The following is a 26,544-nucleotide window of genomic DNA, read 5'->3' as shown; positions in this document are numbered from 1 at the left end:
TTTACGTACGGAACAAGATTTCTCGATAAACGTTATAGATGAACTCATAAATTTGCTGAATCATACTTAGTACAAGTGCGCCTAAAAAGACGATAATCCCCATAACTACGATAGTTAATCCAATTGTGACAATGGTCTTCAGCACAGTATATTGATGCACGGTCATAATCCCAATAAAGAGCAACCATACAAACCATATTGATGCTATAGAAATAAGGAGATAGTAAAAAGCAGTTTCCTCTTTCGCCATAAAACGACTAATGAATGTCATGGGCAAGTAGACAATAATAAGTGGAGTTAACGAGTAACCCGTTGCCATAACAATCTCCGTAAATTTCCCTTCACCGCCCATGAGAGTAGTAATAGACCAATTGGCAATACACCATAATAAAAAAGGGAAAATAATTGTAATAATGTCCATCACACTATTTAGGTATCTCGGATCGGAATAATTAACGAGAAATCCTGCATATTTCTTCTGTAAAATAATCGCCATAATGGTTAAAATGACGAGTAGATAGACGACTTTCATCTTACCTTTGTTGTCATATTTCAAATCCCAGAAGCTATCGAAAGGCTTGAAGATAACTTGTAGTGGGAAGTTTATGAAATCCTGTTTCATAATACTTGATCCCTCCCTACAGAATGACTGTTACTAGACTTTGCACTTTTCCCTCGTAGCTTGCGCCAAATGAGTAAGCATATCGCTGCAATTGCACCAGTAACAATGGTTGTCATAATGACACTAAAATATTCTTTCATCTCTTCACGACGGAAACGCTTGAAGGCTACCGAATATTGTTCGCGCTCCATACCTTGTTTGAAATAGAAGATCGCTTCTTCATTCTGCTTAGCCATAACAAGTGAACGTCCAATTCCAATGTAGGCCACATCATAATTACTATTTAGAGTAAGTATCTCTTTCCAAAGCGGAACTGCCTCTTTACTGTATCCGTTATAATGTAATCGAGAAGCCTCATTTACAAGACTACCGAATTTTGTAGGTTTGAATATCGAAATATTCGCTTTGGCACGATCCAGCACATAGTGATTTTTCCCATCGAATTCAAGCGCTACCGGTGTTTTGAATGTCCCTACCTGATTTCCATTTTTTCCGAAGATGTAGAGTAAATTCCCTTCCGCATCATAAGTAAATATTTTTCCTTGGTTACTATCTAGTCCACTATATAAGCCATCACCCAAATATTTAATATCGACAAATCGTGATGGACCTATGGAGCCACGGAAGTATATATCACCCATCACATCAAAGTATCCGTAACGCTTTAGTACATCTACTCCTGATGGATTCAGGCGTTTAATTGGCGTTTTCGAACTCAAATCAATATTTGTTGCATACACAAATCCCTTTTCATCCAGATCTAGGTTAGAAAATTCCGTTGGTATGAATAGCACCGACTTACTAAGTTGCTCTTTTGTGGAAAACATCCGCCACATAATCTCGTAATAGTCGCGCTTTACTTCATTCGTTCCGATATATCCTAAAAATGATCCATCCGAATCGAACTGCATAATTCCCTCAAACACACCACTCGCTACAACATAGATTCGTTTTGCTTCATCTACTGCGATTTTTTGTGGCACGAATTTGAAGCTCGCAGCAATAATATCAGATTGTGGGTGTTCAATTACTAGCGTTATTTGATATTGCTCATCAAACGCAATGACTTGACCAAGCACAGAATCTGCAACATAAAGTAAATTATCATGATCTACGAACAAAGCTGTAGGATTCTGAAAGTTGGTCATTACTCCTGCTGCGGACATATAACCCTCAATGACTTGTTCAACTTTCCAATCTTGATTCACAACAATAATTCGCTTGTTGCCTGTATCCGCAATGTACTTGCGCCCATCACTACCTAAAGCCAAATCACTCGGTTCATGCAACGGACCTATGTCTAAATCTAACCCAGTGATTACGTAATCAGGTACATAGGCCGCTGGTGAAGCCACTGCTTCTTCCCAGTAATTATAGTTATAAGCTTCATATGGCGTACTTGCCTTCACTGTATCGATCAGACTACTCGAGAAGAGAAGGGACGCCATGACGATAGCTGATATGGATCTCTTAATGAACATCGTTTCCCTCCTACTCTTTCATACCTGAAGATGCCATCGTCTCAATAATTTTACTTTGTGAGAAGACGAATAACGTAATTGGCACACTCATAAGAATTAGCGCTACTGCCGCAGCTGCTCCAGCCCGTGCAATACCACCATAAATAATCTGATTGGCCGCAAAGTGAAGACTTTTCAGCTGTTCACTGTAAATGAAGCCGTTACCGTCACTGCCCCAAAGAATTTGGAACTGTAAAATAATTAGAGTCAGCCACGCTGGCTTTACATTCGGCATAACAATCGTCCAAAAAATACGATATTCACTTGCCCCATCAATTTTTGCTGCTTCTAGTAGGGCATCTGGCATTTGCTCCATAAATTGCTTCATCAGATATAGACCCAGTGAATACGCGAATGCTGGGATAATCACTGCCCAATAGGAATCAATTAATCCTAACCAACTCATTACCATATAGTTCGGAATAGCTGTAACGGCTGGTGTAAACATTAAAGATAGAACAACAATTTGGAACAAGATTATTTTGCCTGGGAAGCGATGCTTTGCTAGTGGATATGCAGCTGCCGAAGCAAAAATAACATGACCGACAACACCCATTAACGTAATGAATATCGTATTGAAAATATAACGGCTAAATGGTACCCAAGATTCCCCTAATAGATTAAGTAAATCACTAAAGTTGTTCATCGTCGGGTTACGAACGAACAAGGTCGGTGGAAACAGGAATATTTCATCTAGTGGCTTAAATGCGTTATTGATCGCATACACCAACGGTAAAATCATAAATGCTCCAAAGAAGGCTAACACTGTAAATAAACTAAAGCTTCCCCAGAACGAGCGATTTACCCTCTTAGTGCGTAGCTTAAAGGAGAAGGGCATGCTCATTCACCTACCTTACGTAATAATTTTTGTACGATGAGGTTCGTACTTAACATGATGATAAATAGTACGGTAGCAATGGACGAAGCATAGCCCATCTCAAATCGTGTTGTACCATAATCTATTAGATGCGTTACGATCGTTTCGGCGGCGTAGTTCACACTTGGGAACCCTGCTAATGCTATCGAAACCTCAGCTACGGCCAGTGATGTCGTTAACTGGATAACCGCACCAAACATTAATTGTGGGCGCATGGACGGTAAAGTAATATACCATAGTTCCTGCCAACGATTTCGAATTCCATCAACTGCTCCTGCTTCATACAGCGTACGATCTACCGTTTGTAGACCAGCAATAAATGCTAGGAAACCTGTTCCAAGCGATAACCAAAGCTGTACGATAATAATAATTGCTAAAACATATTGTTCCTCTTTGAGCCATTGAATAGGCTCCATCAGAATGCCAAATTTAATAAGTAAACCGTTAGCAATACCGTAGCGATCCCCTGAGAAGATCATTAACCAAATAAAGAATACATTACCTGAAATCGAGGGCGCGTAGAATACTAGAGTCATTAATGCTCGCATCTTAGGCGACAACTCATTAATAATCCAAGCAAAAACGAAACAGGCAATATAACTTATCGGCCCTGTGATCACCGCAAATAAAATCGTATTTTTAATAGCGATCAAAAAAATATCATCCTCTAAAAATAGTCTGGAGTAGTTATGCCATCCAATAAATTTAGGGAATTCTAGCATATTGAAATACGTAAAGCTTAGAAACATTGAGATCATGACAGGTAGTATCGTAAATACTGCAAATAAGATCATATAAGGCGCAAGCAGTACATAGGATTGTTTATTTTTTTTCATTTCTTGCACTTTATAACTCCACCAATTTGACACGCTGTTCTCCCCTCCCTATTGTGGCAATCCAAACTCTTCTCGTTTGTTCACAATTTCATCTTGAATGTATTCGGTGTAGTCCATCAATGCTTCTCTCGCTTCTACTTGCCCGATCACAGTCTTATAGAAGGCATTGAATAGATGACGACCTGTGAAATAACCACCTGGAACTTCTGGAATTCCTACCACGTATTGGAATTGTTCTTTCAATTGTTTATAATCTTCAACTGGCCAAGGTAGGCTATCTAGCGCATTAATGTTCGCTGTTGGATAACGTGCTGCTGCGCCCATCAATCCTTCCATCTCACGACCGAATTTCGCTTGTGTATCGTCACTTGTCCACCATTTCATAAATTGCCATGCGGCATCTTTATCTTCCGCTTTTTCTAGCATCATGACGGCAGAACCACCGCTTGGGACTTGACGATTCGTTGCCCCATCCTCTTGTAATGTACCTGGCATCGGTGCAAATCCCCATAGTCCGCGAATTTCTGGTGCAAAGACCGTCAGCTGATTATATAAGGTGTAATCTGCGATTCCGATCGGCATCTGCCCCGTACGGAAGCGGTTTGCAAAATCATACTCACGCTCTAATTTGTAGTCGGTATAATACTCCGTCCATTGCTTGAACGTCTCGATCGCTACACGCGAATCCAGATCCGATTCTTTACCATCATTACGATAGAATTTCCCGCCATTTTGAAATAGTAATGCTGCATACAGAGAGTTAGGAGGAATGTTTTGCCCTTGAACAGCCGCTTGCTGGACTTGAGGCAATCCAAATTCCATATGATTTTTGCTTAATACAGCTAATAAAGCAGATACCTCATCCCATGTCGTTGGAACTGCTAGCCCCAGTTCTTCGAGCACATCCTTACGATAAAACATCATATTAAAGGTCTGTTGCTCAGGCAGAGCATATGCGCCATCTGAATATTGATATGGAACAACTGCACTAGAACGGAAACGATTCGCTACCTCATTAAAATCTGCAAATTGAGTCAAGTCCACTGAAGCGTTACGCATAGCGAAGTTTACCGGAATATCATTATCAATTTGCATAGCCACGTCAGGACCTTGCCCTGCTAATGTTGCAGGTAGGAGCGTATGCATCTGTACAAGCTTTAAATTCACGTTTATTCCTGTTTCTGATGTGAATGTTTCGTCGATCATCGCCTTCATCGTGTTAGCTTGATCGCGGCCACTACCAATCCAAACCGTTATCGTTCGTTGATCTTTGGAATCGGATACGTTACCGATACTGTTATAATCAATAAAGAATGAATTTGTGAATGTTTTCACTTCATGGATGGAGTTTGCCAAAAATCCTAACCCTTTTGCCTTCAAGTTCATATCAGGCGAGGATAAAATAACAGCGTCAATCTCGAGCGGATGTTCTCTAGCTTGTTGCACCCATGTACCTAGACCACCCGTATTCGTTTTATACTCGTTTAACTTACGGTGAGTATTTTCAGGTTTTTTGATCATTTCATCAAGTTGAACCGTCATCGATTTTAAGAGAGCTTCTTGATCACTAGAACCATCTGCAAGTGTTTTCAATTGCGCGGCAATAGCTGAAAGTCGATCTCTCTCGAACGTAAACGTCTCAATTAGATTGGGAATTTTTTCAGTGAGCTGATAGTCTCGATATTCATCTGGTTTTGTACCTGTAATCATAAGAATATTACGATACATCGAGTTAAGCTCATATAAGGAATCCTCAACCTGTGAAATAAGGTCGGCAAATGGTCCCAGTGTTACTTCCATGCGAAGCGTATGTTTACCCGCTGTGAAATGATACAAGTACGCATCATTATCCTGTGCAAGTGTTTCCAACCGATATCCACTCTTATAATTGAACCCAACTGCATTCATTTCTTGGAATGGTACTACGCCATCAATGGATAATTTTCTAGTAGAATAAATCCCTCTAACCCAATTTTGTTGGGTAATAAAAGATAAGTTGTACAAACCATCTGTTGGTACATCAATTTCCCATTCCACCCATTGACCTGGCATACGCCAATTAAATCCACCAATCGTATTTATCTTAATTAGAGAAGCGCTATATGGTAATACCGCTGCACTAGTACGTTCACTCACTGGATAGAGCGTAGGCGATGACTTTACAACAGCAGATTCCCCTTCGAAACGAAGCTCCAAGCCCGTTGTCTTAGCAATGCCTTCTTGCTCATACTTTTGTACTAACGTTTCATAGGTCGGCACCATCTGTTGTTGCTTCAATCTGAGCTCTTTCAAAATCATCGGTTCACGCGAAGCCTGGAAAGAAAGAGTATGAGTGCCTTTACTAAAGTAAAATTGGAACGGCTCTGTTATGTAGCCATTAGAATCTTGGACGATCTTTGTCGTCCATCTTGGAACTTCTATTTGCCTTGGGCGTAATTCATTCCCTTGATTGTCTACTTGAATTTCCGTTAATTCGTTGTTCCATAATCGATCAAATTGAATAAATTGTGCTTCTTCAAACGGAATCACACCATCTACTGCTACAATTCTTTCAATAGCAGAACTTTTGCCTTCTACAGGATAATACATTACTTCTAATTGATATAACCCTTCTTGCTCTACTTGAAACTTCCACTGCACAGTTCCTGTCTCACCAGTAAACAATGATAATCCTTCCATGCCTTCATACCGGTCTAACACTTCAAATTCTGTTCCAGTAACATGATCATATTGTGCGGCATCAATGACAATCGTACTGTCAGATTTTGATGTCGTCTCATAGTGAGATAAGTAGGTTGCGTAACTGTTAGGACCACCAAGAGACTTACTTAGAATATCTTTGTCATTTATTGATTGTTGATCATTTTGCTTTGAGAACACATTTACAATAAGGATGATTGCCACTAGTATTAGCACACATGCTCCTAATGTAACGGTTGCTTTAGCCTTATATAGCTTCCGATGCTGACTACTCACCAAGTTTCCTCCTCACTCCAGCTATTGCTATGCACAATTAGTGATATAAGAAAAGGGAAGGCATAAATGACTCCCCTTTTCTTCATTAGCTATTTCAATTAATTACTAAGCATTTTTATTGCAGCTTCTGCCTGTGCTTTGTATGTCTCAGCTGCTACAGCTGGAGATACTTTGTTAACAATAATATCGTTAACAAACGGCCATACTGGGAAGTCAGGGAATGCTGTGTCAAGTATAATTAATCCAGTACCAGCAATATGTTCACGAAGCATTGCTACATCATCTTCAAAACCATAGATACTTTCCAAGTAATCTTGACCTGAAAATTCTTCAAGCATTGGGATATCTAATGTTTCTTCATAGATTTTGTATATTAGAGCTGCATCTTTTACACCTTTACCGATAAATTTCGCATTTCTTAAAGAATCAGCATATGTGTAGTTAGGTAATTGATTAGGGCCTGCTGGAATTGGTACAATACCAAAATCGAAACTCAAATCTTTAAGATTCCATTCAGCAGTAGTGAACATTGCTACATCACCATCTTTGAATGTATGGTATTCATTCCAATCCAATGGATCACCAGTGCCAATTTTCACAACTTTGTCAACGTTATACAATTTATTTAAGAGTTCACCTGTTTCAATAGAACCTGCACTAGAAAGCTCTTCAACTAAATTTTCATCGTCAGCAATACGTACTCCGTTAGACGCTGCGAACTGTCTGTACGCATCAAGACCCCAAGTTGAGAAGCCATATATATCAGTTTTACCGTCGTTATCCGTATCTCTAGTAGCTAGTTTGGCAATTTCTAAAAATTTATCCCATGTCCATTCGCCATTTGCATACAATTCCTTTGGATCTGGAAGACCAAGTTGTTTGAACAAATCACGATTATAGTGAACGCCTGCACCTAAAGAGTTTGGACTTTCAAATGCATAGTAGTCACCAGCAATCGGTGGATATTTTTCAACTAAATTCCCCTCATTGTTAATATTGTTAGTAGAATCCGTAAATTCACTAACTGGAAGAATTAGACCTTGCTTAATAAGTGGTAATGCTCCAGCGTACTCCAGCTGCAAAATGTCGACGAATGGCTCGCCACTAAGAGTACTATTTGTAAAGTTAGGAATCATTTCTTCATATGGAACTGTTACAAATTCAATTTTCACATTGTATTTCTTCTCTACTTCTGCGATTTTTTCCAATCTGTTAATTTCTGATTGCGTTTCTCCTTGTGGTGTTAGATCCCACCAAGCTGCAATCTTAATAACACGACCATCAAGATTAGGTACATCCTCTAGTTGTTCGGTTGGATCCGTTGTTGCATCTACAACATTAGCAGGTGTTAACGTTGGAGTTATATTCGTTGAACCACCATTTCCACCACTACAAGCTGTAAGTACCATTACTAGACATAGCAATAACAATGAGAACCCTTTCAATTGACGCATTATTTTACCCCCCATTTTTTTTGTGCACTAGCAAAATAGACAAATGATGTTACTTACTTGAAGTGTACTCTCATAACATGTAACTTATTGTTATGCTTTGCAATATCATTAGTGCGTTTTGATATTTCATGTATTAACAATATTAATCGTACACTAACGAATAGCGGTGCTACTATAACAACTATTTAAACTCCATAACAATAAATAAACATTTGCTATTTTAGAGTTGTTTGCTTATTTACATATTGCGAATGAGTATGTAAGCTCAAAACAAGAGATACTCACACTAGATTTTCTGGAGGAGTTTGAAAATGAAAAAGGGAATATCAATTTTTAGGAAGTTGCTATTAGGTGTATTACTCATGTTCTTATTAATAATTGTTGTTTTTTGGATTATCTTTCGACTTAATGTTAATGACATTCAAAATGAACTTAAAAAAAATAAAATGTCTGAAATTAAATTTATGACATTTCAACTTTCAACTCAATTTGAGCAAGTACTAATGAATACTATTACAATGTCTGAGGATCCGTCGGTTAGAAAGTATCCTTATGCATTGCAGTTCGGTGACCAATATTCCAAATATGAAATAAAGTTAGCTATTATTGACAAGCTGACGCTGAACAGAGCATCTACTTTTTGGAATAATATAATTACTTTGTACTACCCTGATTTTTTGGAAACGATTTCATCTGATTCTTCGGATAGCGTTACCCACTATAACCTTCCAGATCAGCCATTTAACAAGTGGATTTTGAACATGAATGAGGATGGTATTGGTTATTATTCGAATTTAACGCAAAGTCATATTGCCCCGCTATTTATCGAAACGAGAGTATCATTAGATAATCTCCGTAAAATGATGCAGCAATATACGTCAGGGACACCGATGCTTTATGATTCTAACAGTAATGTGATCATCCAAGTTGAGACACGTGCACCACTGGATGATAGTATTAGCAGAATCATTCCACTAATAAAAGACGATAATGGTTTTTTGACAGTAAACGAGAACGGTACGGAGTATTTGCTTAGTTATATGAAATCCAACATGCTAGATTTGTATTTTATTGATTATCATCCTAAAAGACAATTTGTTAAAACGATTTCTCAAAATAATACTCTTTTCATTGTTGCGATCATTGTTTTACTAATGATTTCACTTATTTACAGCCTTCTACTAAAAAGGCAAGTTAAAACTCCGATTGTTACATTAAGAAAAGCTATAGGTCGATTTGAACGCGGCGACTTTTCAAGTCGTGTAAGTAATTCCAACACTGAAGAATTCAGAATGCTAGGTATTTCCTTTAACCGAATGGCGGAAAATACACAAAAGCTTATTGAACAGGTTCTATTTGGTGAATTAGAGGTGAAAGAAGCTCGATTAAAGCAATATCAAGCTCAAATCAACCCTCATTTTCTATACAACAGCTTACATTACATACAAAGCAAGGCTGCCATGGAGGATTATGAATCGATATCTGCCATGACGCTTCATCTCGGAGCTTATTATCGCTATAGCCATAAAATAGATTGTATAGATTCAACGATTAAGGATGAGCTCAATTTCGTTGAACATTACTTATCTGTCATAAAACTTCGAAAGCGTGCTTTGTCCTTTTCGATAGATATTCCAAGCGATATAAGCAATTATCCGCTTCCTAAGATGATTATTCAGCCGCTTGTTGAAAATTGTATTCAACATGGTATTGAGACATCCATCAATCCCGGACATATCGAGATAAAAGTCGAAAAAGTTGAGCAGGCTCTACACATTTTAATTATTGATAATGGGGTAGGTATGGATGATGAAAAGCTATCTTTAGTTAAGCAACGTATGGCCGAATCCGTAATCTCAGAAAATATCTCTGGAGTAGGGATTCGTAATGTTCATCAACGTCTTAAGCTCTATTTTGACATGCAGGCCGGACTCTCCATTACATCTGGATTATTAGAAGGAACATGTTATACGATTACAATTCAATTGCATGAGGAGCAATATGCTACAGATCTCATTAGTTGATAATCAATCATATGTGGTCGTTGACTTAGAGGAAACTAACTAACTCTCTTAAATTCGCAAATGCTAGCAAAAAAAGAGCGGCCTGATTGGCCGCTCTTCAAGTAGACTAGTCATATAATTTAATAGAGTCATACCATTCGTTTACTTCCTTCGTAATCTGCTCTCCTCCAAAAGCATTGTATTTTTCAACAAAAGAATCAAATTCATCGATAGAGGCCTCTCCGTAAATAATTTTATTTAATATGTCTTCCTCAAACTTTTTCAGTATATCACCTTTTGAAATCTGAGTCGGAGTAGGTGAACCTGAAAACATATTCATGATGACTGAATCCTTTTGATCGATGACAATCTTCGCAGCCTGCATTTGTTCAGGTAATGTATAAACTAATGTCTGCTCATACGGAGTTGATGGCTGTTCCCCATTAGCTAGTTTCGCAAGTCCATTAATACGCAAGGAAGGAATAATGGCTCCATCAAAGGTTAGTGTATAGCGGATTGCATCGACCCATCCTCCGGGGATCAAATCCCTTTCTTGTTCACTGAGTACTTCTCCATTAGGACCAATAGTGTAATCATATCCTTCTGCAAAACCAATGGAGAATGGACCTTCTCCATCTGGATTTGCCCAATGATCATAAAAATAATTTTGATAAACAAAAAATGCATCTTTATTTTTCATATTTTTATTGATTAAAACAGCACCAGCACTGATTGCTGTACCATGACGCCCAATCTTACCTTCAGGACCAGCCGGTAGTGGATATGGCTTATACTCGGAATTAGAAACATTAGCCTTAAGCTGCGAGATTGGCCAGCCTGTCATCCAATAGGGGCCAACTATAATTCCTGCAGTTCCTTCTGTGAATAACTCTGTAGCCTTTACTTCATCGTACAAACCCGCTTCTGCGGAAATATACCCCTTCGCCATCCATTCTTGCAGTTTCAGAAGAGCAGGCTTCATCTCTGGTTGAATAGAACCATATTGTAAACTACCATCGATCCCTACATTCCATTGGTTAGGCATTGTACCGAACATTCCAAACAACCAGCCTGTATCTGACATCCATGTATTTAAATTGTTTTTGAAGCCTATCGAGAGCCCTATCGTATCATTCATATTGTTCCCATCAGGATCCCCATTAGTAAAAGCCTCTAATACAATTTCAAGCTCCTCAAGAGTTTTTGGCGCCTTTAATTCCAACTTATTGAGCCAATCCTCTCGTATATACATAAGAGGATCACTATTATAGGCATTCTCCAAAATAGGAATCCCCATTTTTACACCATCACGAATATACGGGTTCCAAACCGTTGAATCTTCTGCCATCGCCGCCTTGTAAGTATCCGATGCATATTTATCGAACAACTCTCCAACATCGCTAAACTGACCGCTATCGATTAAATCATTAATAAGCTTATTATCTCCCCGAAAAACAATCATATCTGGAAACTCCTGCCCAGAGGATAACATCAGACGAATTTTTGTTGCATATGCATCATTCTGTTCACCTACTGTCCACAAATATTTAATATCAATTCCTAGCGTTTCTTTTGCCCATTTCGTGTGAACATTATTTTCAAGATTTTCACCATTTTTGAATTTCATATTCGTTGCGATTGGAAAAACCGTCGTAATCGTAACAGGCTCAACATATTTACCGTCCTCAAACTTAGCTGAATAAAAGGAAGCGTCAGTGCTATTCAACTCATTTTTATTCCTTCCACCTTCACAGGCTACAAGAGATGTAATAAACAATGCAGCTGTCAAAACAATAGCTAAAGGTTTCTTCAATATCATAATCATCCTTTCTTCCCCCACTGTGTTTATTGAGATGAGAAAATTGCCTCTATTAATTCCTCATTCCACTTAGCTGCTGAGCGATCATACACTCCGTAACCAGCGCCAAACTCCCAATAAGCCCAAGAGATCCCAAGTCGTTCTGCTTCCAAACGTACCGTTTTTGTCCAGGCCACTCGGGAAGCAAGATCCGCTGTTCGATAAGCACCAAATTCCCCCATAAACAATGGACGATCTTGTGTTTTTCCCCACTCTGCTGCACGTTCTAAATCTCGAATTAGTGCTTCCTTGCTCGCTGGATTATCGCCTGCAGTTTTTGTATTATAATCATTGAAGAAATTGTTAACCCAATCGATCTGCTTAGCAGCTTCATTAGGTTCAACCGGAGTTTCCGGAGGTCCCGGCCATACTAGCCCAGTAGTACCATATTCAGCCGTCATCCACTCAGCTCCTTGATGAGTGAAAAACATCGGACCATAATAATGGAATGTAGCAATAATATTTCGATCTTCTTCTGGAAGCTTAAGTTTATAAAGTCCATCAATACCATTCCACTCCACGCCACCGATAATTAAAGTACGTTGAGGATCATGCTCACGAATTACCTCTACCACCTCCAACAAATATTCATTCCATAAACTCGCTGTTATCAATCCATTTGGCTCATTAAGGATCTCGTAATATACATTTTCTGGTTGACTACTATATCTGCTAGAAATCTGACTCCAAATTGAGAGAAAACGATCCTTATTAGCAAAAGGGTCAGCTAACATTTCGTCAAAGTGATGTAAATCTACGATGACATTTAACCCCTGCATTAAGCTTTGTTCTATAACCCAGTCAACACGCTTCATGAAGGTCTCGTCCACTGTGTAGGGAGATTCCTGTGTCGTTTTATTTGAAAATCGTATAGGAACTCGAACAGAATCGAAACCTTTCTCCTTGATCAGCTCAAAATATTCTTCCTTAATCACCATATCCCATGCACCTTCATAAGGTGCCTCAAGTGCATTACCGAGGTTGACTGCTTTTCCAATCATTTTTGCCTTTTCATAAACATCCACGTTCATATTTGTATTAGCCTCCACTTCCATCGTCTCATTCTCCTTATTAGCATTAGATTCCGCGTTCAAATTTACGGAATCTACCTGATTAGCATCTTTATTTCTTACAGTATTATTTTCTTCAGAACTAGTACTGCAAGCCATTAATGCAAATCCGAAAATAATAATCATTAGCATTGCAACTTGAAACAACTTCTGCTTCTTCATATATTCAGCCCCCTATAAATAACTCCTTCTTCTACAATAGAAAAAGGGTCGCTCGTTGAATTATAGCCTCTAATAATTTGCACATAAATAACAAAAGTATTTACCCTATAACAATTTAACAACTTTCCAAATGACTATTCAAATTAAGATTTGACAAATAAGGGCACCACCTATAATGTTCAGTGTAAGCTCTTTCATTATTCTACTTATTATATAAAATCAATTTATTATTATTTAGTGACTCTATCGAATATATCTTACCATCTAAACATCCGATCTAGGTAACATATTGATGACGCTCCAAATAGAGAGAAAGAGGTAAAGGATGCTACAAATATTGCTCGTAGATGATGAACCCTATGTTGTGGATGACCTATCCATTACAATACCTTGGCAAGAACTCGGATTTGACCAAGTACATATCGCATATTCAGGAATGGCAGCACTCGAAATTCTTCAAAAACATCCAATCGATATTGTCATTACGGACATTAACATGCCGCAAATGTCCGGCATACAATTAATCGAGCAGATTCGCAGTAGTTGGAAAAATATTAAGTTCCTTTTACTGACAGGCTATGCCGATTTTTATTATGCAAAGCAGGCAATTGAACGTCAGGCAAGTGGCTATCTGCTAAAACCAATCACTACTGAACAACTTATTCATTCATTACTCGAGCTACAACAGGAAATACATCAGGAATGGGAGAGTTTGGCTTCATATCAACGATCTATGCAAACACTACATGAGCAACTACCGCTACTACGGGATAAGTTTTTGAATGATTTACTGCGAGGCAGAAAAATTTCAGATTCCCAGTTTGCGGAAAACACCGACAAATTTGATCTTCCTTTTTCTATTGGCGATACGACCGCGTTGCTTGTCGTTCGGCTTGAAGATTTCTTTCAAAGACAGGATTTGAATAGTCTTTTGTTGTTTGAATACGCTATCGTAAATATTGCAAATGAATTACTTCAGGAACACTTCCATTTTTGGTCTTGCAAGGATAGTCATGATTATCTTGTATTTCTAATTTCACCTAAACCTTCTATAAATGCTGGTAACGAGGATAATCTTCTGAAAAATGCTGCTTATCAGCTTCAAAAAAACGTAAGTAGCATTATTGGTGGAGAAATTTCAGTCGTTACGACTGGCTGGGGACCAATTCCGTTAAAAACTCGTACACTTTATCAGTCGGCTGTCACCACGGTCCATCAACGCATCGGTCCAGAGACAGGTGTTTATTTGTCCAGCGTAGCGGAAGAAGTAAACCTGCCCGACACACCAACATTACAATCTTTATACGAACCACCTACGCTGTTTCATTTATTTGAAACGAATAACTGGGATGCTCTTGAAGAAAAAATAGTAGCCATTTCCTTAGAATTAGGTAGCCGTGAAGAACTTTCACACGAGCATGTTCAAGAATCTAAATATTTACTAGAGGCTGCTTTCTTTTATTTCGCTCACCGGAACAACAAGCTGCTTGGAGAGATAATAGGACTACCTCATCTTGAGAACCGTACTATACATACACCAGAGCAACTTAAAGACTGGGCTTTAGGGGTCTTAACGCAGCTAAAAAAACATTTTGACTCCGACCGTAAAGATCGGCGCTCATCGATCATAGCCGGGGTAAAAGGGTTTGTAGACGATAACCTCCACTATGTATCACTTCATTCTATAGCAGATCATGTAAATCTACACCCTGTCTATTTATCGAAAATCTTCAAATCTGAGACAGGTAAACGTATCAGTGATTATATATTTTCAGCGAAAATGGAAAGGGCTACCTATCTTCTCACTCATACATCGTTCAAAATCTATGAAATATCTGAGCAGTTGGGTTATTCTAACGCGCACTACTTTATTAAGCTATTCAAAGAATATAGTGGACTTACCCCTCAGGAATTTAAAGACGTTAGGAAAACTCGAGGAAGTTTGTCATAAGCCTAAAAAATTCAATTATTATATGCTCTCCACCTAGTACAACACTAACCAATAAAACATGTGAATTCCGTCTTTCCAAGTGCCTGCATGAAAACAAGGCGATCTTTCCTCGAAATAACACGAGAATCGATCGCCTATTGGAAAATAACACTAGTTTAACTACCCGGTATAGGTCCCTCATTAACTAAGTTAATGTTATCGATATATACCGATGCAGCCCCGTCAAGTTCATCGATTTTTCCTAACTCAAAAGTAATTCTTCCGATACTCGTACCATCTGGCTCTACATCGAAGTAGAAAGTGTAAGTCTCATACTCGGTACCCAAATCAATAATTTCACTGCCATACCCATTCCAAGTATAATTATTCACTTCATCCAACCAACCTACACTAATATTCATTTTGCGGTCAATCGTGGACTTTGATGTAAACGTCAATTTGTATCTATCCCCCTTGTTATAGGGCAAACCCTCATAGTAAATTTGACGATCCCAACTATTCGAACCTGCCATGGCTACGTCAATTCGTAGTACGCCATCCTCATGCTGAATAGATAATTCATCATTTTCCGTCGAATAGCTATTCCAGCCTTTTATTCCAGTCGTAAAATCACCATTGGGAATTAGATTACCATCATCTACTATACCTACGCTTACCGGATTAACTTGAATCAGAGAAATATTATCCAGAGTAACGGTATGTTCACCCTCAATGCTGCCCAGCTTCCCCATACTGAATTGTAGTACGGCGGCAGACTCGTCGGAAGGCATAACAAAATAGTATTCAAATTCGGTCATATCGGAAGTCAACTCTATTTGGTTTTCCAGATACGTCGCCCAATTTCCATCATGTGTACCATCATGCTGCACTAGGGCAACAATATCTCGTGATACATCAGTTGCTGCTTCAAAATACAGTCTGTATACCTTTCCTGACTGCATCGGAATACCAGGTTGCTTCAACTGTACATGCCATGGTTCAGTTCCTGGGCCGCCTAGTTTAACCTTTAATTGCCCGTCTTCTACTTGCATAACTGTGCTTTTAACAGGATCTGTCTGTTCCCAATCCATCTTAAACAATTCCCAGTCATTAGAATTTTCTTGGAAACTACCGTTAACAGTCAAGTCCTCTGACAGCTCAAGCCATGCAAGGTCAAAGTCAGTTCCTTCTACTTTAAAAATATGAACGCCTTCAAGCAATTCAAGCTTTGGAAATATTATTGTCTTATATACTCCATCTAGATTATTGTCATCAATATTTTCGTTAACAACAGCTATTTGCTCTTCGTCTTCATTCCAAATACTTAAAGTGATTTTTGATCCAACATCATTACCTTTCACTCGAACCATCGGAATATAAGTACCACTGTTTACTTTTTGTTTGTATTTCACATAATCATCTGCATCGAAATCGGTTACATTCATACCTCCTTCACTACCAGCTATAAGTGTTACTCCATCCATAGCCCAATATGAATGGGCAGCCGTATGCAAATAGCTTTTGCCTTCATGCTCGGAAGGAGAATATCGTAGAATTAATCTAACATTATCGATGGCTACAGTACCTGCATGTTCTCCTAGCAGAAACTCAAGATTGGATGAAGATCCATTAGCTCCCTCCAAAATTTTCATATCGATCGTATAGGATTGCATTTCCGTTGTTAACTTGATCTCTGATCCGCTTATATACTCTACGCCCTCAGTCGTACCAGCATCTAATGCAATGTGGATCGGTCGATTTGTATCTGCCTTAGCGTCAAAAGTAAGCATATAAGACGCACCTTCCTTAAGTGGAAGATCCTTATGAACGAGCTTCACGTCATTAAGTGATGATCCACCATTTGCAATATTCACCTTCAATATCCGTTGCATATATGGTAATGCCAAATCATTTGTCACAGATGCTAGCGCTTCCGCTTCATTCAATGTTGAAAACTCCCAAAATGCTAATCGTTCTTGTCCTAAATCAAAGTTACCATTATAGATCAAGTTACCGTCTTTAAGAGGTTTACGCGGTTGTTTAACCCCATCTGTTTCTGTCACCTTTACATTCGTAAAGTAAGACGCAATCGTGTTTAATCCTAGATTGAACTCAAATCGAGCGTTATTGTCAGTCATGTCTTCCATTTTAAATGTGTATTCATAACTCTGCCATTGATCAGTTAACTCGAATGTACGTTCCTCCGAATAAGCTTTCCATTCGCCACCGAACTCAGTTAGCTTAGTCATAATGGAACGATCTGCATCCGCCTTAGCATCGAATGTTACCTTATAGGTCTTACCTTTTTTTAAGAAGATCGGTTGCTGCGTCAATTGTATCGAATAGAGTTGATCTCCTGCGGACGTTACTTCGACTTTTGCAGCCTTACCTTTGACTTGATCATCAACAATTGAAATACTTCCATCACCGTTTTCATTTACTATAAACTCCCAGTCGTTAGGCACATTATTATTATTCGCGCCCTCATTGAAAATTCCATTATAAATCTGATTGCCATCAGCAAGTGGCTCGCGCTGTGCTGTAATACCATTTGATGGATCTGGTCTATTCCCTGTCACATCAGGCCATAGTTCAAGGTTTTTATACTCATAGACACGAACATAATCGATATACATCTGATCACTCTCAAAGTCATCCCCTGGATCTCCTGGCCAATCTCCCCCTACAGCAAGATTCATAATCATGTAAAACGGACGATCGAACGGCGCTGGATATGTGTAGTACTCCGGCTGCCCTTCCCTTTTCGTTCCCCAGTCACTGCTCTCAAAAAATAAGTGTCCATCTACATAATATCGAATCAGCCCTGGTAGCCATTCCATTGTGAATTCATGATAATCGTCATTGAATGTCTGTCCCTCAGGTAGTACATATTCTTTTGTTTGCATAGTATGAGGGCTATCATAATGAATAGAGCCATGAACAGTACGAGGGTACTTATCTGCATGATCTGCATCACTCGCAACCGGTCCCGTTAACTCCATAATATCCATCTCACCGCTTCCAGGCCAAGGTCCGTACTGCTCAAACTCGTCTGTCGGCATCATCCAAATTGCTGGCCACATACCTTGTTGCACTGGTAGTTTTGCTTTAACTACAAATTTCCCGTATGTCCAATCACCTTTCAGCTTTGAAGTGACTTTACCAGAAGTGTAGTTACGTCCACCATACTCCTGTTTAAGTGCTGTTAGCTGTAATACGCCTTTATCTCCATCCTTTGCTAGCCTTACATTGTCTGAATGATAATATTCAAGTTCATTGTTGTAGACAGTTCCAGTATGCTCCACATTCCATTTTGTTGTATCTATCGCATTTCCATTAAACTCGTCATTCCATACTAGATTCCAATCGTCCACTTCATTATCAGGAACGGAAGGTTTAGTACTTGGAACAGAAGATGTATCTATAGAATTATTGTCGTTCACCTCGTTCGGTTGAAAATCTGCCCCTTTCACCAGCACTTTACCATTCAAAGTTACACCATCAGCATTGACACGAAGCCGACCAATAAATCCAGTGTTACTTATTACCGAACCATAGCCTTCATCAGCAATCTGCACATCGTCAACTTTTGAGCCTACTAATACATCGATTAGAGCTTTTCTTGCCATCAATATCCATTTCACGGAGGAGCCCGTATCTAACACCAAACGAACTCCATTCCCTTTTTTGTTCAACACGACACTATCTAGATGCGATTCACTGAAATGAATGGAATTAATGCCGCCTCCCTCAATGATTGTAGCTCCTTTAACTGTAACCCGATCGAAGAAGACATCTCCTTCTCCAACACCTTCAGTGATATAAAGATTACCATGGATAACTGTATTACTAAGTCTAATATCCGCACTCTGAATAACTGCATTACCTTGAATCTCTACTACATTGTAATTGTCTGCTTTGTATCCAAACCAACGAAATGCTCGATCCAAGAGGATAACAGCCTCGCCCCTTGTTAACGCGGCTATAGGATTAAGCATGCTGTTGACATCTCCATGCAAATATCCTTCAGATACTGCTTTCTTAACAGCAAATTGCGCATAATCTCCTATCGTATTGGCGTCCAAGAAGCCTCCAAGATCTGCATTACTGGAATAATCGTCCAGATGCATGGCACGTACAATCATAATTGCCGCATCCTGTCTTATGATGTTATCCTTAGGTCGAAAGCTCCCATCCAAATATCCGGTAATAATGCCAGCTTCGTGTACTTTAGCTACTTCATCAGCATACCAATCTGAAGTGTTAACATCCGTAAATGGCTCGACGCCTTCTTCACCATAACCAAATATGCGGTAAAGCATCACCGCGAATTCAGCTCGACTTATCGGTTGATCTGGATGAAACTCTCCATTAGGTAAGCCTTTAATTATACCTACCTTTCCGAGATTACTTACAGCTTCAGAAGCCCAGTGATCCGACATGTCTGAATAGCTAACTTGTGCTACACCCATATTCTCTTCGCTATGAAGTAACTTTGACACATTCACCTCGCTATTCGCATATGTTCCCGCTGAAAATAAAGAGACTCCCATGCATACCAACAAAATAACAGATATTATACGATACAAGCTGATCACCCCCATTTAGTGCGACGACTAATGCCAACGCTTATCTATTAGTATAAATTGGCTTAATATGACTCTATATACCAATTCATTAGTATTGATACCAAATTTCAAACTCAGACCTATAAAGAGATGTTTCTATGTAACCGTTGGGTTGATTCCATAAAAAAAGGCTACTGCAGACAGAATTCCCCCATAGTTATTGATGAGAACGGAAAGAGTTAATTTTACAAATAAGCGACTAATAGCCCGAAGCTCCTGTATATCAGAGCTTTCGGGCTGTTAATTTTCATTCGATTTCATTACATTTAAACAATTACCGTAGCATCCTGCACAATAAAATCAACCATCGATTTCACTTCTACTTTGCCAGCGTAATGACTATCACGATTAAGCGTAGTAAATGTTACCGTATACGGTTCGCCTGGTATAAGATCAAAGTAATTATCTGACCATATGCCATCAATCTCCGACGTCAAGACAACTTGTTTGGCTAGCGCCTTGGATTGCAATGTAACAATTGTTGCACCGCTTTCTACCGTCTCGCTCACTTCAATCTCTGGTTGCTGCAACAGTAGGTTTTGATTTCTCATGAAATAATAGATCGCTTGTGCTGTTTCTCCACTATTAGCTGACCATGACGCACTGACAAATACTTCCGCTTCATTGTATCCTTTCAGTAAATGTGAGATCGTTAGGCGCTTAACCACTTCTGACGTATTTACTGGAAGAGCGACCTCAGCTTGCTCTTCATATAACACCTGACCTGACATATGGCGCAATTGAACTTGTAATGTTCCACTAACCGATTGTAGCTTGTCAGAAACAAGATAGATCTCTAACTCTTCATCCTCAACTTGTGCAGATAGTAATATACTCGCAAAACTGCGGCGAGCATAATAGTTAAGTGCTTTCCAACGACCATAGTAGTCAATTCCCGACCATGAAGCAACCGGCCAACAATCATTCATTTGCCAATATAGTGAGCCCATGCAGTATGGCATTTTTCTGCGATGTGCTTCAATTGCCATTTGCATAGCATCTGCTTGAAGAACTTGACTTAGATATAAGAATCCTTTGAAATCAGTAGGTTGTGACATATACATATCCATATATTCTTTAATAAGACGATTTCCATCACCATTTTTCTGATGGGCCATCATTACCTTTGTATCGATTGCCAGATCAGATTCTTCGGCAAAGCTACGAATCGTACGATACTCTGGGAATGATTGGAACCCATATTCACTCATAAAGCGTCCTAGCTTAATTTGATAATTTTCAAATGGCTCTACATTATGCCATACTCCCCAGTAATGCACATCACCTTCATTGGTCAACGGATGTGCATGCTGCGCTTGATCGTGACTAACAGATACAATCGGAGATGACGGCCAATAATCAATTGTAGCGTGTAATTCTGCTACAACATCAGGTAATAGTTCATGGAAGATTTTCTCGTAATCTGCCCATATCTTTTCACGAATTGCTGGCTCGTAATCCTTCTTCCAGCCCCAGCCACCATGCTCATCATAATGCGCCCATGCAGAGTCGATCTCATTATTGCCACACCATAGTACGAGTGATGGATGATTACGAAGACGCTTCACATTATCTACTGCTTCTGCACGTACATTTTGTAAGAACTCTTCATCACCTGGATACATGCTACATGCAAACATAAAGTCTTGCCATACCATAATGCCATACTCATCACATAAATCATAAAATGCATCGGCTTCATAGATGCCGCCCCCCCACACACGGAGCATGTTCATATTTGCTTCTACAGCAGACATGATCTCAGCACGATAGCGATCCTCCGTAACTTCCGAGATAAAGCTATCATTAGGAATATGATTGGCTCCTTTGGCAAATACAGCAACTCCATTAAGCTCAAAGTGGAATGTTGCACCTGATCCATCAGCATCTCGATCACGGACTAATTTAACGGTGCGTAGTCCTGTAGTAATCGTAGCTTGTGTCGAATGCGAAATACCTTCGTCCTGTAAAGTAACCACCGCATTAAACTGATAACGATTCGGTTCACCAAGGCCGTTACTCCACCATAACTTTGGCTGATCTATTGCGATTGGTAAAGTTAAAACATGTTCACCTGCTTCGACGTCTGTTACCAATTCCCAGCTTTTATCATCTGATTGAACTTGTAATTGCAGCGAACCACTTTTCTCTACGGATACTGTTACTTTAGCTGCAAGCTGAGCTGATTGAGCTGTAACTGATAATTGATCAATAAACAGATCTCTGACAATAACTCCCGACCAACTGATCAATTCGACTTCACGCCAAATTCCACTTGTAACAAAGCGTGGACCCCAATCCCACCCATAATGATAAGGCGCTTTACGAGCAAAGATACTAAGCTTCTGTTCACCTAATCCACCTAATTCAGATTGATCGTTCGTTGCAGGTAAAGGATAGCCTAGCGCATGTAATTTGGGTAAATCTTCTTGAATCGGTGAACGGAATAAGATTCGAATGTGATTCTCTTGTCCGTGTAGTAAACCAGTTACATCAATTTTCCAAGATCGGAACATATTATTCGCTGAAAGCACTAGCTTTTCATTAACGAACACATCTGCATACGTATCCAAACCTTTGAAATGAAGTTCTTGATGTTCTTCTTGTAAAAATTCAGCTGATGGTGTGAAATACGTCTCGTATTCCCAATCAAGCTTATCAATCCATTGTAGATTATGCTCATTCGTAGCATAGAAAGGATTCGGAATACGATCATTGTGCAATAGATCAGTATGCACACAACCTGGAACCGTAGCAGGCAACCAATCATTATCCTTCGCAGATTTGAAACGCCATGTATCTAATAATATTGTTTGGTCCATGATACATCCTCCAGTAATTCGCTATTATTTTTGTTTAAATGGTAAATTTTCTAAAGTTATTACTCTAGGATCATTGTATACTTTATTGAGAAAACCCTTGCTGTTATGCTTACCATCCATAAGGAAATCACCGTTCCAAGTAATAAACAACCCCCAATTAGCTCCGTATTGTACCATAGCATCAGGATCAGGAATTGATCCATTTTCCATCATAGCAATGTATTTCGTACCGCTCGTTAGCTCGACAAGTTTGTCATAATAAGATGAAATGGCGCTGTGATCGCCCGCTACAGGATAGCTATCATAACTAACAATATCAACGACATCATCACCAGGATACCAGCTCGGACTTACTGAATTCCATACCCAGATAAGATTGTTCAGTTCATGCACATTGACAAAGCGATCATACATGATGCGATACAACTCAACAGCTGCTTCTGGGCCACTCGCTCCCCACCAGAACCAACCTCCATCAGCTTCATGCAATGGTCTAAATAGTATCGGTATATCATTAATTTTAAGAATTTTAATCTTCTCAGCAATGACATCCATATCTGATAGCAATAACTGATATTGCTCACTATTTTTATCTGCTAACGCATCTGTCAAATTGAAAGTAACAGAGTCAGTATAGAAACCTCTCCACCACTCTTTACCTGGTTCATTAATAAGACCTGTCGGTGCATTCCAATGCCATAAGAAGGAAACAATTCCCCCTTGCTTATGCCATGCAATAGCGGATTCAACCTCTGATGATCGTGAACCAAAAGCAGCTCTAGTAGGGGAATATTCAATAAAGTCAAAACCTACAATAGCAGGACGCTTACCCGTCATATTTTCTATATCAATAATATGAGTGTAGTTTTGTTGTCCAGATAATAGGTACTTTCCTGCCTGTTCATTCATGTACTCCATTAATTGTACTGCTTCTGGCGTAGCATTGGAATTGCTTAGTTGCTCAGTAATAGGAGCAGCCGCTAAGTCTGCTACATCAATACTTTGTAGCGCTACGTAATCAATATCAAAGTATCCCCAGCCTCTACGTATCGTTATCGTATTATCGCCAGCTTTCAGAAACAGACGAGTAGCCTTTACTTCAGTAAACGCCGAGCTTTCTTCAAAAATAACTTTACCGAACGGTTCATCATTCACATAAAGCTCAGACTCTTTATAACCACCCGAAGCACGATATCCAATCGTTAATTGATACATTTGTTCTTGATCAACATGTATAGGTATAACGAGGTGATCATCCTCATCGGTAAATGATGTTACATAACCATCACCCGAATAACCTGATGCAGATGTCGTCAATTCGGTACCACTTGTTTCACCCGTTTCCGCTTCAAAAATTAAGATTGGTGCGGTATTTCCTTCGGGCACCAGTTCTACTTTAACGACGACAGGTGTCACGATAACAAGGATTAGCGTCAAACATAATATTGCAATAAGAGCGATGCCTAGCTTCTTCTCATTTTTCGGTTGAGTCACGTAATAATCCCTACTTTCCCTAATCGAAAATAAGTTTCTTGAGTTCTTTCAGAATCTCTGTGCTGCACGACTAACTCAAATCGATGTTCACCCGGCTGAAGATCATCACCACAATCGAACAGTCTATACCATCCACTTGCGCCTACCCAATCTGGGCAATCACGATTCGATTGTAACCATGCACCACCATCTATTCGATAATGAAATTCTGCAGACTGATAACCGAAATCAAAAGCAAGCACTAGTCCCCTTCCTTCAAATACGAAGGCTAGAGAAGCACCTATCTCCGTAGTTTCTAGAATAGTATCAATCCATTCATAATCATGCCAGCGTTGTTCCAACCAACGTCCATTGGTAACTATTTGCGAGAAAGGTAATTCATACACCTGTTCCCAGCATAATGAATCTATTGGATGAATTAATCTATCATGTCGAATTTCATGACTAGTTAGCCTCGATATTTTGTCGCTAGCTTGAAGTTGCTTATGTAAAAAAGAAATGACGCACTCTGCATATATACGACTACCGAACTTCGATGGATGAATTCCATCCGGCAGCCATTCTTCCATTGATAGTCTACCTGACTTAACTTGATCTAGTCCGTACTTTCCTACCCAAATTGATGGTAATTGATAATACTTTGCTAACTGCTCAAACTCTTCAATAGATGGTGGATACAGTCCATTTTCCATCGGATCTAACATCGTATGACAGAATGTATATACTAGAATTAAATCTCTATCATCAGCTTGCAGTAGTTTTCTAATTAGTCCTTCTCTACTTCTATGACGCTTCTCCTTGGATGTGTCATCATCGTTAACAGCATACTCAATAAAGACTACATCACAGCCACGATCAATTAAATCACGTTGAACTCTAAATACGCCAAAATTACTACCTGTAGCTCCTATAGCCGCATTCTCTATCCGAAATCGTACATTAGGATACTTTGCTACTAACCATTTGACTACATACTCTGGCCAATTGGAACGTGGCCTACCATCTGTAATTGATCCACCTATAAACCCTAGAGTAACCGTACCGGAAGCAATCCCATGTTGAAAGGAAGTTAATGGTTCTCTCTCTATCCAATACGGAAGTGTCATCTCTAAATCTCCTTCAACTTTACATTAACAATTCATTACTTCATAAGAAAATGAAAAGTACATTAGAAGTAATTACTTTAAGAGGTTGTTCAGAAAGTAATCTTTCACTTATATCATTTCTTTCAGATTAGGTAATAAATCTCTAGTTACCGTTCTATTATCATTATAAAAATCTATCAGCGCTTTTCGCTGCGTATACTTTTCACTATAGCGCGCATGATCACCTTGCTGTTGATAGACATATTCACCGTACCATGTACAGTTCCAAAGCCATAATGCATCATCTTTCATCATTTCTGAAACAGATGGAATGACTCCATTTTCTGAGAGAGTAATTATTTTATTACCTTTTGAATATGAACGAGCTTGTAGAAAACGATCTAACTGAGCACGATAATCATGCTTTTCCGCATAGATATCTTCACCAATAATATCTACATACTCATCGCCTGGATACCAATCGTCATGTTGACCATTCCAAACCCAAATTAAATTATTCAATCCATGATGATCCGTTAGTCGATGGTACATATATTTCCATAGTTCAACACATGGTGCTGCTCCTTGAGCTCCCCACCAAAACCATTCACCTGATGCTTCATGCAAAGGACGCCATAATACAGGAATATCCTCCGCTTGAAGACGTAATAATTGCTGCGCTATCGCATCCATATCTCTGATCATTAATTGAAACAACTCAGATTCTTTGTCTGCCATAGCTTCGGCAAAATTGAATGTTGTAGCTTCAGTATAAAAACCGCGATCCCAGCTACGTTTAGGTGGAATATCAATTAAGCCAACTGGAGCATTCCAATGCCAACAGAAAGTGACAATACCTCCATCGTTCCACCATTGAATCGCTATATCCGTATCTTCACAGGTTGAACCGCGCTCAACCCGTGAAGGAGTGTAATTCATAAAATCAAATCCATATACCGCGGGATACTTCCCAGTCGTTTCCCGAATAACTTCAATCTCAGGATGACCAATAACACCGATCTGCTGACCAGAAAGTATCTTTTCACCGTATATGCTACAGAGATAATCCATTAACCTTCTTGCCGAAGCAGAAGCCTTTTCATTAATAAGAGTAGGCTGCACATCATAATGCATTGATTTGTTGTTAGTGTTCATTACCATCTCTCCTAAAACTTTTCATGGTTTTTATGAAAAGTTGCATCGTAAG

General features: G+C 39.2%; 15 protein-coding genes. 2 read left to right on the top strand and 13 right to left on the bottom strand.

What is annotated here, in order from left to right; genetic code table 11:
- Position 1 precedes the first annotated feature (1 nt).
- From AC1TO5_RS08310 to AC1TO5_RS08285, 6 genes are all read right to left on the bottom strand, one after another.
- Positions 2 to 622 carry a Yip1 family protein gene (locus AC1TO5_RS08310; protein WP_482062322.1) on the bottom strand — a complete coding sequence of 207 codons (621 nt, stop codon included), beginning with the start codon at positions 620 to 622 and terminating at the stop codon, positions 2 to 4.
- Positions 619 to 2,103 (bottom strand): gluconolactonase, encoded by a 1,485-nt coding sequence (locus AC1TO5_RS08305; protein WP_482062321.1) that lies wholly within the window; start codon positions 2,101 to 2,103, stop codon positions 619 to 621. Before AC1TO5_RS08305 ends, AC1TO5_RS08310 begins: the two co-directional genes overlap by 4 nt.
- Positions 2,104 to 2,113: 10 nt before the next feature.
- Entirely contained in the window at positions 2,114 to 2,986 is an 873-nt protein-coding gene (locus AC1TO5_RS08300; RefSeq protein WP_482062320.1) for a carbohydrate ABC transporter permease, read from the bottom strand.
- Positions 2,983 to 3,855 (bottom strand): carbohydrate ABC transporter permease, encoded by an 873-nt coding sequence (locus AC1TO5_RS08295; RefSeq protein WP_482062499.1) that lies wholly within the window; start codon positions 3,853 to 3,855, stop codon positions 2,983 to 2,985. Before AC1TO5_RS08295 ends, AC1TO5_RS08300 begins: the two co-directional genes overlap by 4 nt.
- Before the next feature lie 48 nt (positions 3,856 to 3,903).
- A complete protein-coding gene (locus AC1TO5_RS08290) occupies positions 3,904 to 6,831 on the bottom strand; it encodes an extracellular solute-binding protein (protein WP_482062319.1) in 2,928 nt (975 codons plus the stop codon).
- 98 nt (positions 6,832 to 6,929) lie between these two features.
- Entirely contained in the window at positions 6,930 to 8,285 is a 1,356-nt protein-coding gene (locus AC1TO5_RS08285) for an ABC transporter substrate-binding protein (RefSeq protein WP_482062318.1), read from the bottom strand.
- A gap of 311 nt (positions 8,286 to 8,596) precedes the next feature.
- Here AC1TO5_RS08285 and AC1TO5_RS08280 point away from each other — a divergent pair, with 311 nt between their 5' ends.
- On the top strand, positions 8,597 to 10,309 hold the full coding sequence (locus AC1TO5_RS08280) for a sensor histidine kinase (RefSeq protein ID WP_482062317.1): 1,713 nt from the start codon (positions 8,597 to 8,599) through the stop codon (positions 10,307 to 10,309).
- Positions 10,310 to 10,415: 106 nt separating this feature from the next.
- On the opposite strand, the gene AC1TO5_RS08275 is transcribed toward AC1TO5_RS08280, so the two are convergent.
- A complete protein-coding gene (locus tag AC1TO5_RS08275) occupies positions 10,416 to 12,113 on the bottom strand; it encodes an extracellular solute-binding protein (protein WP_482062316.1) in 1,698 nt (565 codons plus the stop codon).
- Between the two features lie 20 nt (positions 12,114 to 12,133).
- Positions 12,134 to 13,378 (bottom strand): glycoside hydrolase family 5 protein, encoded by a 1,245-nt coding sequence (locus AC1TO5_RS08270; protein WP_482062315.1) that lies wholly within the window; start codon positions 13,376 to 13,378, stop codon positions 12,134 to 12,136.
- 325 nt (positions 13,379 to 13,703) lie between these two features.
- Here AC1TO5_RS08270 and AC1TO5_RS08265 point away from each other — a divergent pair, with 325 nt between their 5' ends.
- Positions 13,704 to 15,329: a response regulator gene (locus AC1TO5_RS08265; protein WP_482062314.1), complete on the top strand. Its 1,626-nt coding sequence runs from the start codon at positions 13,704 to 13,706 to the stop codon at positions 15,327 to 15,329.
- A 155-nt stretch (positions 15,330 to 15,484) separates the two neighbouring features.
- On the opposite strand, the gene AC1TO5_RS08260 is transcribed toward AC1TO5_RS08265, so the two are convergent.
- The 5 genes from AC1TO5_RS08260 to AC1TO5_RS08240 form a co-directional block, all read right to left on the bottom strand.
- Complete coding sequence (locus AC1TO5_RS08260; protein ID WP_482062313.1) at positions 15,485 to 19,810, bottom strand: carbohydrate binding domain-containing protein; 4,326 nt, start codon at positions 19,808 to 19,810, stop codon at positions 15,485 to 15,487.
- A 392-nt stretch (positions 19,811 to 20,202) separates the two neighbouring features.
- Positions 20,203 to 22,758 carry a beta-mannosidase gene (locus AC1TO5_RS08255; protein WP_482062312.1) on the bottom strand — a complete coding sequence of 852 codons (2,556 nt, stop codon included), beginning with the start codon at positions 22,756 to 22,758 and terminating at the stop codon, positions 20,203 to 20,205.
- Positions 22,759 to 22,782: 24 nt separating this feature from the next.
- The gene (locus AC1TO5_RS08250; protein WP_482062311.1) at positions 22,783 to 24,252 is read right to left on the bottom strand and encodes a glycosyl hydrolase; all 1,470 of its coding nucleotides are present in this window, start codon (positions 24,250 to 24,252) and stop codon (positions 22,783 to 22,785) included.
- Positions 24,249 to 25,358: an SGNH/GDSL hydrolase family protein gene (locus tag AC1TO5_RS08245; protein ID WP_482062310.1), complete on the bottom strand. Its 1,110-nt coding sequence runs from the start codon at positions 25,356 to 25,358 to the stop codon at positions 24,249 to 24,251. Before AC1TO5_RS08245 ends, AC1TO5_RS08250 begins: the two co-directional genes overlap by 4 nt.
- Positions 25,359 to 25,466: 108 nt before the next feature.
- Positions 25,467 to 26,492: a glycosyl hydrolase gene (locus tag AC1TO5_RS08240; RefSeq protein WP_482062309.1), complete on the bottom strand. Its 1,026-nt coding sequence runs from the start codon at positions 26,490 to 26,492 to the stop codon at positions 25,467 to 25,469.
- Between the last annotated feature and the right edge of the window lie 52 nt (positions 26,493 to 26,544).

The sequence above is a fragment of the Paenibacillus sp. Y930 genome, from assembly GCF_056786375.1.
Note: the sequence above shows the minus strand (reverse complement) of the source record. Positions and strands in the feature narration are given on the sequence as shown.

Coding starts and splice junctions, on each gene's coding strand:
- AC1TO5_RS08255 (WP_482062312.1), bottom strand. CDS start 22,758: ATGGACCAAACAATATTATTAGATACATGGCGTTTCAAATCTGCGAAG.
- AC1TO5_RS08280 (WP_482062317.1), top strand. CDS start 8,597: ATGAAAAAGGGAATATCAATTTTTAGGAAGTTGCTATTAGGTGTATTA.
- AC1TO5_RS08270 (WP_482062315.1), bottom strand. CDS start 13,378: ATGAAGAAGCAGAAGTTGTTTCAAGTTGCAATGCTAATGATTATTATT.
- AC1TO5_RS08275 (WP_482062316.1), bottom strand. CDS start 12,113: ATGATTATGATATTGAAGAAACCTTTAGCTATTGTTTTGACAGCTGCA.
- AC1TO5_RS08310 (WP_482062322.1), bottom strand. CDS start 622: ATGAAACAGGATTTCATAAACTTCCCACTACAAGTTATCTTCAAGCCT.
- AC1TO5_RS08305 (WP_482062321.1), bottom strand. CDS start 2,103: ATGTTCATTAAGAGATCCATATCAGCTATCGTCATGGCGTCCCTTCTC.
- AC1TO5_RS08265 (WP_482062314.1), top strand. CDS start 13,704: ATGCTACAAATATTGCTCGTAGATGATGAACCCTATGTTGTGGATGAC.
- AC1TO5_RS08240 (WP_482062309.1), bottom strand. CDS start 26,492: ATGAACACTAACAACAAATCAATGCATTATGATGTGCAGCCTACTCTT.
- AC1TO5_RS08285 (WP_482062318.1), bottom strand. CDS start 8,285: ATGCGTCAATTGAAAGGGTTCTCATTGTTATTGCTATGTCTAGTAATG.
- AC1TO5_RS08295 (WP_482062499.1), bottom strand. CDS start 3,855: ATGAAAAAAAATAAACAATCCTATGTACTGCTTGCGCCTTATATGATC.
- AC1TO5_RS08245 (WP_482062310.1), bottom strand. CDS start 25,358: ATGACACTTCCGTATTGGATAGAGAGAGAACCATTAACTTCCTTTCAA.
- AC1TO5_RS08300 (WP_482062320.1), bottom strand. CDS start 2,986: ATGAGCATGCCCTTCTCCTTTAAGCTACGCACTAAGAGGGTAAATCGC.